The sequence below is a fragment of the Planktothrix sp. FACHB-1355 genome (genome assembly GCF_014748295.1).
GTDB classification, from domain to species: Bacteria; Cyanobacteriota; Cyanobacteriia; order Cyanobacteriales; family Aerosakkonemataceae; genus Aerosakkonema; species Aerosakkonema funiforme_A.
Map to the genome: position 1 here is coordinate 1 of NZ_JACJUP010000213.1, position 7,717 is coordinate 7,717.

General features: G+C 44.5%; 4 protein-coding genes and 2 pseudogenes. All 6 read right to left on the reverse strand.

Features of this window, described 5'->3' with window-relative positions; translation table 11 throughout:
• A pseudogene (locus H6S82_RS11655) lies at positions 1-703 on the reverse strand (hypothetical protein); the annotation flags it as partial.
• A 212-nt stretch (positions 704-915) separates the two neighbouring features.
• Positions 916-1,659 (reverse strand): acyltransferase, encoded by a 744-nt coding sequence (locus H6S82_RS33955; RefSeq protein WP_322111952.1) that lies wholly within the window; start codon positions 1,657-1,659, stop codon positions 916-918.
• 72 nt (positions 1,660-1,731) lie between these two features.
• Positions 1,732-3,150, reverse strand: a complete 1,419-nt coding sequence (locus H6S82_RS11665) for a glycosyltransferase (protein WP_190468460.1) — start codon at positions 3,148-3,150, stop codon at positions 1,732-1,734.
• Positions 3,151-3,261: 111 nt separating this feature from the next.
• Complete coding sequence (locus tag H6S82_RS11670) at positions 3,262-4,923, reverse strand: alkaline phosphatase family protein (protein ID WP_190468464.1); 1,662 nt, start codon at positions 4,921-4,923, stop codon at positions 3,262-3,264.
• Positions 4,924-5,255: 332 nt separating this feature from the next.
• Positions 5,256-6,746, reverse strand: coding sequence for a hypothetical protein (locus H6S82_RS11675; protein ID WP_190468467.1), 1,491 nt, complete (start codon positions 6,744-6,746; stop codon positions 5,256-5,258).
• A gap of 206 nt (positions 6,747-6,952) precedes the next feature.
• Positions 6,953-7,717 (reverse strand): annotated as a pseudogene (locus H6S82_RS11680) (nucleotide pyrophosphatase); the annotation flags it as partial.

The following is a 7,717-nucleotide window of genomic DNA, read 5'->3' on the forward strand; positions in this document are numbered from 1 at the left end:
CTTCTTTATAAGTAAGAAAGAAATATAGATCGCCTACCAGCCCCAGAGCAGGAGCCCAAGGAGTAAATAGATATAATCGGGCTTGGTGAGTTTCACCATCAACGCCATACAGGTATACATTGTAATATTCAGCACCAACTCCTCCTAATTTAAAAAGAGGAGAAACGTATAATAAAGATTTTAAATGTATGAGACTTGCTACATAACAAATGGGAATAATAATTAAACTTTGCAGGCAAACGATACAGATGGCTCTATAAATTAATTGCGGTCTGATCTTGAGGCATCCTATTAAAGGGAACAAGGCAAAGAGAGCCCAAGTTCTGATAAAAAAATTGATACTTGATTTAATAGTTTTAAAAAGGCTCATATCGAAGTCCAAATGAGCCGCAACTAAAGCCACCTCCATAAATAGCATACAAATAATCCATACCCAAATACCAATAGGTATGGTAATTCTTTCTTCAGGTGGAGTGTCTTCGGTTTGATTCCAGAGTTTTTTGCACAGGTAAAAGGCTAAGAACCAAGCCAGTCCCGGTGCTAATAAATGCTGCGCTCCCATCAAGTACAGGATATAGATTCCTGTGATGGAATACCAAACTATTTTTTCTTCAAAATTTTGCGGATAAATTCCCGAAGTTTTTCGTCGTTGGGTTGAACTTTTATCTGATTTTATCAAGCCTGCAAAAACAGAATTTGTCATAAGTTAAACTTTCACAATGGCAGTGATACGCAACGACAAATATTGCATGGTTTTTAGTTGCTGAATTAACGAATGAAAAAACAAAACAACACCTTTTATGTATTATAAATTTTTGTGCAATCTCTGCATCAGCCTTGCGGATGATTAGGCGATGCTGTTGTGCGATCGCCTGCTAGCTATTCAGCACTATATAATCGCTTCAACCACCTGTATCAAACTAATTTTTCCAGATAGTTTCTTTGCGATTCTATGTCGATGTTTTGAAATTCATTATCTTCAGAATTTCCCGTTTTGTTAGGACTAACATCGCGCTTACCAACCACCTTAGCAGGCACACCAACTGCAATAGAATAAGGAGGTATATCTTTAGTAACTACTGCTCCCGCACCAATTACGCTACCTCGACCGATCGTAACTCCATCTAACACTTTCACACCACTACCTAACCAGCAATCGTCCTCAATTACAATGCCCTTGTAAGTGTGTCCTTGCTGTACGATCGGCACTGTCGGATCGGTAAAAACGTGATTGTTGGCAAAAATCCCTACATGAGGTGCGATCAAACAATACTTGCCAATTTTAATATCCCGACCCGTCATACAAGTATAAGGGCCGATCGAAGTGTAATCGCCAATCTCAATATAGCCACTGCCGCCCGAATGCAGTTTGAGATCGGCTGCACGATTCAGGCGTACCCAATCGCCAATCCGAATTTTACTATCTCGGCCAACATTTCTGAGTCGAACATAGCGATCGATCTTCACTCCCTCCCCAATTTCAGTACGATCGGCATTGACAAATTCCACACCAGGTTCAATTTGTACAGATTTACCCAAACCTGCGAAAATATTACGGTATAGTACTCTTCGCAAAACTCTACCCGGCTTCAGCGGAATCCATCCTACCAAAGTAGTTATTAAAGCTTCTTTCAAGTAAAGTAACCGTAAATTAGTCACCGAATTTTTCCTGCCCATGATATTGCACCTTTGACTGATATCGACGCTCAAAAACCACCTTAAATATCCCTGCTATAGCGGCTGTAACTGCAAACTTGCACCCACATTATAAGCCGCCAATTCAGACCGCTCTGCCAAAATACTTTGATAAAGCGTTAAAGAATCTACTGCTTCCATACTAATAGTTCGCACAGGTTGAATCCCTTGACGAAGTTTATACAGCAAATCGGGATTTAAAGCTAACTGAGCAAAAGCATCAGCCCACGCTTTGACATCGCTGGCTGGCACTAACAATCCATCAACGCCATGCTTCACTTTTTCCGCAATTCCCCCCAGTTTGGAACCCACTACAGGAACGCGATAAGCATGACCTTCCAATACCACCACAGGCCCTGTTTCCAACCATTGCGACGGGACAGTTAGCACATCAAAACCTGACAGCGCCGCACCTAATTCTTCCCTTTTTAATTGTTTGGCTACCCGAATGCGCGGATCGTCACCAATGCGAGATAAAACTTGTTTTCGATACTCATCATTGCTGGCAACGCCGTGAATAATTAATTCGATCGGCACATCAGATGGCAGGGATTTGACTGCTTCTACGATGATATGAATTCCCTTAGTCCGATCCCAGCGACCTAAGAAACCAACTTTTAAAGGTTCTCCAGGTTTTTTAGGCTGTAAAACTGTTTGTTTGTAAGCATCGGCAAAAGATTCCGCAATGCCGTGTCTCAACAAGAAAAGCTTTTCTCTAGGTATGCCATTAATCGTCAAAGCTTCGCCAACCCATTCTGACATTACCACAATGCGATCGGCATATTTCGCCATCTCTTGCAAACCCTGCAAACGCGCCGCCGCAAAACCAGGAATCGCAATCGGCTTAAGCAAAGCATTAGCAGTTTTTTCGATCGACCCCGGCGCTTTCTCCAAACGGCGCATCACCCCTGCTGCTGCTTGACTTACACCCACAGGTAAATAGCTCAAACTTTTCACAACTGAAGCTGGCAGATTTTGGGAAACACCGCAACAATAACCGCACCGCACCGGATCGATTTTGCCGTCGCACGCTTCTTCCCCATTCAGCATTAATGTTTGGCGTTGGCAAATTGGCTGAGGCAATCTTACCGATACCGCAGTTCCCATCCCTAATTCTTTAGCCAAACGCAGATGAGGCAAACCGCACTTAGGAGTCCATTGGTGTTGGTGGTAAATATCTGCTTTTTGTTCCTTCAACCAACGAGCGAAATGCTCAAAACCGCCGTGAAAAGATGCACCGTGATTTGGTTCTGGTTTTGGCGTAGGAAATACTGGATAGCGATAAACTTCTACTCCCTTATAAGTGTAAAAGTCTTCTTTAGGTTCATCGCCAGATGCCGCCACCTTGCTCTCTACTCCCATAGCTTGCAGCACGGGCATAATTTCACTCAGGTGGATGTGAATTCCGCCACAACTTTCCGGGAAATAGCGAGCAACTGCTTGAATGGTTTTCATAAATCTAAGATTTTTGCAATTCAACTTTACTGACAATCTTTTTTAAAGAAAGGGCTTGCGATTTATATTTTGCTCAACAAGCCCCGTTGTTGTGAGTTGAGTTGACTCACATCAAGCAAAAACTTTTACCGACAGTAAAGGTTTACCATCCATATATTCTGGAATCGGTGCATCCAGCAATTCCAAAATAGTGGGAGCTAAATCTACTGCGTGTCCTTCTTTCAAAGTAGAACCAGCTGCAATTCCAGGGCCCTTCACCGTTACAAATCCTCTCGCACGATGAGCGCCAGTGCGATTAAAAGGAATAGGGCCGATGCGACCGAATTTGGGACTATCTACCACATCTACAGCCCAATCTTCCCACATGACAACTAAGTCTGCATTTGGTAATTTGGGGTTGTCATCGTAGGGATTTTCGCGAGTACGCACAACACCCTTAACAATTGGCTTGCCGTTTCTAGCATCTTTGAGTTGATGCAATTGTTCGATCAACTCATCGCAGACAGCCTTGTATTCAGAAGCAGAAACAACACCTTGAGATTCCCTTCCTTGTACGTTGAGGCGGATATAGCCATCAGAGAAACCGGGGATATAAAATGCTTTCATCTGCGGCCAGTATGGTTGATACCACTTGGAGGGATGCCAGCTAAACAACTCGGTTTGAGGAGAACCAGTCACTTTGGCTATTTTCTGGTAAAGTTTGCTCAGATATGGCTTAAAGCGACCGGGAAGTGCTGGTTCTACAAAGCGTAAGAATCGGGCTACCCGGTCTGGGTCGTTCTTGAAAGCGTGCAGCTGTTTGTACCAGCTTTCTTTGATATTTTTTGGTGTCAGCGGCGCAGGCGGCGTCATTCCCATTTCTTGCGACTTCAGCAAGGATTTGCCGGGGAAGCTAAACCGATACAGGAATTCCGGTAGCACGACCATGCTCAGTAAATCTGCGGAGTTCGTACCCTGACCGTGAGCGGAAAAGACCATGATGTGGGCATCTTCTGGAGCTTCCGCTAAGATTTCTCCCAGAGACTCGTCTACAGCTTCAAAGTATTCGAGCAGGGGATCTTTGTCCGGAGTGGCGGTGTACTTGTAAAGCGGGTGATCTTTTTGGCTGAGGTGCCAGAAGTAGTGCTGGAAGGTGTGAGTTTCGCCAATCACAGTCAAGAACAAATTCCAAGGTTCCCGACTCAGCAAGTCTTTCGTAATCGCTGTGCGACGCTGGAGTCCGAGTTCCATTTCTCGCTTTAGTTTGGCTACCGATGCTGGGTTGTACCAATCAGAGCGATCGTTATGATGGAATGTATCGGCTGGATGGTCTCCGTATTTCCCGATCAGTTCCTCAAGTAGCCCTTCCGGTTGAGAACCGCGATCGATCATGGGAGCGTGAGCGCCCCAAGCTAAAGCTTGTAAGCCATTTACTCGATCGGAAATTGTCGTCTGAGGTACATCGAATACTGCTACCCGATACTTATCTCCCAGCGCATAAAATGGGGAAATTTCTCGATAATCGTAGGCTCCATGTGCGCCCAAAGTTTTTGTTTGATAGGTTTTTGGATTAAACTCGAATTTAGACCAATAACCTGTTTTGAACGGAAGACAACCTGTTAAAAAGTTTGTCCAAGCGGATTCGCCTTTGTAATAATCCATGTTTTTCAGGCGTCCGTAAGTTCCTTGCTCTATCAGCTTGCGAAGGTTTTTCAGATGCCCCTGCGCCATCCATTCTTCCAACAAAGTAGGCTCGGCTGAATCTAATCCAATAGCAATGACGTTGTTTTTCACAATCTACTCCTACTTCAATCTATGTGTTTATAAATTTCCTGAAGTCGATAAATCAATAAATTTTAGGAACAATCTTGCCTATAAGCTTTTGATGCTCCCTTGACGATTTCCCCTCAGTACACTGTGTCTGGGGAATTGCGTAACTAAGAACCGATGTTAGTCAATACGTGGAAATACTGCAATCACTTAAGGGTGTTCTTTACCTATTCTTTAAAAAAGTCCCTAGTTTGTGATTTAATTGCTAAGTTTGCGTCAAAATTTTCATACAAATGCAGGGAGGGGGAGAGGGCTGAGGGGCTGGGAATAGGGAAAATTTTGACTTTTGACTTTTTCTAGCCCCTCTTGCCATTACTGCTATTACCGTTACTGGCAAGCTCCAAAACCTCCGGTACAGTCGTCGGTATGTAAGTAGTTTCCGAGGGTATAGAGTCAACTCGTTTGGCCGATCGCTTCTGACGTTGCCGCAGCCAAAGCAATACCATTCCGTTCGTGCAAAAAACCGAACCTAAAGCCGCACCAGCCAAAACAAATATCTTCTTCGGGCTCGCCGCCACCTGCGGTAAACTGGGCTCGGAGAAAACTTGAATTTGAGGATAAGCCGCAGAAACAGTGGATTTACCGAGATCTAATCGGGCGAGGGTAGAAGAAAATACGGCTTCGGCAGTTCGCACATCTCGTTCCAGACTTGCCAACGCAGACTCTTTTTGGGCTAGTGTTTTGAGTCTATTTTCTAAGAGAACGATCTGTCGGTCTAATGCCTGCGCTTGTGCCTGGAAACCTTCTTGTTCTGCTTGCGCTGTCACTAAGTCTTGGGAGAGAGCCGTCTTTGCCGAGGCAGATTGCGTATTATTTAGGTTGAGTTGGTTTAGCTCTCCCAGACTAACCGATCGCCCTAAAAGAGTACTGGCCCGATTCAGCAGCGCTGCTTGTGCCGCATCGCGCTTCGCCATTTCGTCAATTACGGCTGGATGATTAGGCAAAAATTTGGCGTTCAAACTGATTAAAGCTGCATTAGACGCGCTGTAATCTTGCAGCGACTTTAAAATTACCGGGTCTGTCTGGAGAGAAAAAGCGTCTCCCGCTTGCTTTGCAGACAAATTTAAATTGGCAGCTAGCTGAACAGCACGCGCATTAGCTTGTTGCTGTTGAGCGATCGCCTCGGATCTCTGTTTGCGTAGCTGTTCGATCGTATTTGTTAACTCTTTAATTTGATCGGCAGAATTTAAAATTGAATTAGCTTTGTATTCTGAAAGCCTTTGCTGTGCTGCTTTCAGCTTATTTTCCGATAACAGGAGCGTCTTCTTTAAGAGTTCATCCTGCTGATCGACCTGTTTATTTCTTAGCTCTATAATCTTCGTTTGCAGTGCTTTCAGGAGAGCAGAGGTTTTTTGTTGAGCTTGTGCGGGATTTTCCCCAGACAGCTCGATCTTCATAATCGTGGTATTTGCTATTGTTGTTACTCGCGGTTGACCAAACTCAGACCCTGACATATTTAGCTCTTGCGATGCCGCCTTCATCACCTCTCTACTTGTGAGCAGAAATTTATAGTTTTCTCTAGGATCTTGAGAAGAGATTAGATACGGAGATTCGCTAGAAGCAGATGCTTGCCCAATACCCGGTACGTTAACATTAGTAGACGAGTTTGCGACAGGCAAACTGATTGCAAAATCACTCGTATAGCTTGGCGATTTAACTTTTAAATAAACTAATGCTAAGCCCCAAATGGCAGCATTAATAGCTATACCCACTGCTAAGTAAAACGGCCAAGTAGGTTGCACCGCTGACTTGGAAGAGGATTGAGGAATAGTGAGTAACTGTGTCATCACTAAATTGTGAGCCTCGATTTACAACTAGGCTTAGGCAGATATTTTATATGATATTTGCACTAAGCTTACATCGGTCTAAAGAATGATGATGCGATCGCAAGCAAACTTTTGATTGTGTTTTAGCGGATGCGATCGCGAACTCCTATCCAAATTACAGGCAGAGCAAGATTAAAAAAGTTCGAGCTACACTACTCCAGCCAAATTTATACTAACAATGCAGCAACCGCTCTTTGCAGCATCGGCTTGCCCTCAAAATGTTGAGGAATACTGGCACCCATCAAATCTAAAATAGTGGGAGCCAAATCTAGAGCGTGACCGATCGGCAGCTCGTCACCAGCAGCAATATCAGGCCCATGAGCTAGCAAAAATCCCCTAGCGCGATGACTGCCAGTACGATGAAAAGGCACCGGCCCAATGCGTCCGAAATCAAGGCTATCTACCACATCGGTTGTGAAGTCATCTTGCCAGATTACCACCAAGTCAGCATCAGGAAGTTTGGGGTCGCAGTCGGTCGCACTTTGGCGAGTCCGCATAATTTTTTGCACCATCGGCTGACCGCTGCGACCATCTTTGAGACGGTAAAGTACCTCGCAAATTTCATCGCAAACAGCATTATATTCAGATGGTGCTACTATTCCATTCGGTTCGCGTCCTTGTAAATTGATGCGGATATACCCTTCCGAATAGCTGGGTAGCGCGAAAGCTTTCATTTGCGACCAGAAAGGTTTGTACCAAAGCGCCGGTTGAAAATATTGCGGTTCCGACTGCTCGAGCAACTCGAAAGGCGAAACTAAATCCGGTTGTTGGCGAAGACCCAAAAACGACTCCAAGCGGTTAAATACTTTCAGAGGCAGATTCGCTCTCAAAAACATTTTCCAAGGCGAGTCGTCTTTTAAATTCCAAAGCGTTCTCAGCCAGCACTTCTTGGCACGTTTGCTCATAATTGGCGCTCCCGGATTTGTTCCCGC